This is a genomic window from Burkholderia sp. KCJ3K979, assembly GCF_016759955.1.
In the GTDB taxonomy this organism is placed as follows: Bacteria; Pseudomonadota; Gammaproteobacteria; order Burkholderiales; family Burkholderiaceae; genus Burkholderia; species Burkholderia orbicola.
Window position 1 is genome coordinate 1 of the sequence record NZ_JACFYV010000488.1, and the last position, 389, is coordinate 389.

General features: G+C 78.9%; 1 pseudogene. It reads right to left on the minus strand.

Going from position 1 to position 389, the window contains the following annotated elements:
* Positions 1 to 332, minus strand: a pseudogene (locus H3O04_RS35770) (malonate decarboxylase holo-[acyl-carrier-protein] synthase); the annotation flags it as partial.
* Positions 333 to 389 lie beyond the last annotated feature (57 nt).

A 389-nucleotide genomic window follows, 5' to 3' on the forward strand; every position in this document is an offset into this window, starting at 1 on the left:
CGCAATGGCGCATGCCACGCGGCGGGCGCGGCGGCGAGCACGGCCGTCAAGGTCGGCAGCGGGCCGACCGTCGCGAGCGCGTCGGCGGCCACGTTCAGCGCGATGCGCCGTTTGCCCGCCGACGGCGGCAGCGGCAGGCCGAGCGGCACGCGGCCGGCATCGGCTTCGTCCGGGGACGCGCGACGCACGATCAGCGGCCAGCCGCGTTCGGCCCATGCGCGCACGAGCGGATCACTCGCGAGCGCCGGGTCGCGGGCGAATGCCGCGCCCCACCCGCCCGCCGTCAGCGTGACGAGCGTGTGGCGGCGCAGCGGCAGCTCAGCGTGCAGCACGCGCGAGTGCCTCGACGCGGGCGGAGACGTCGGTCGCGACCGGCCGGCCGCGCGCCG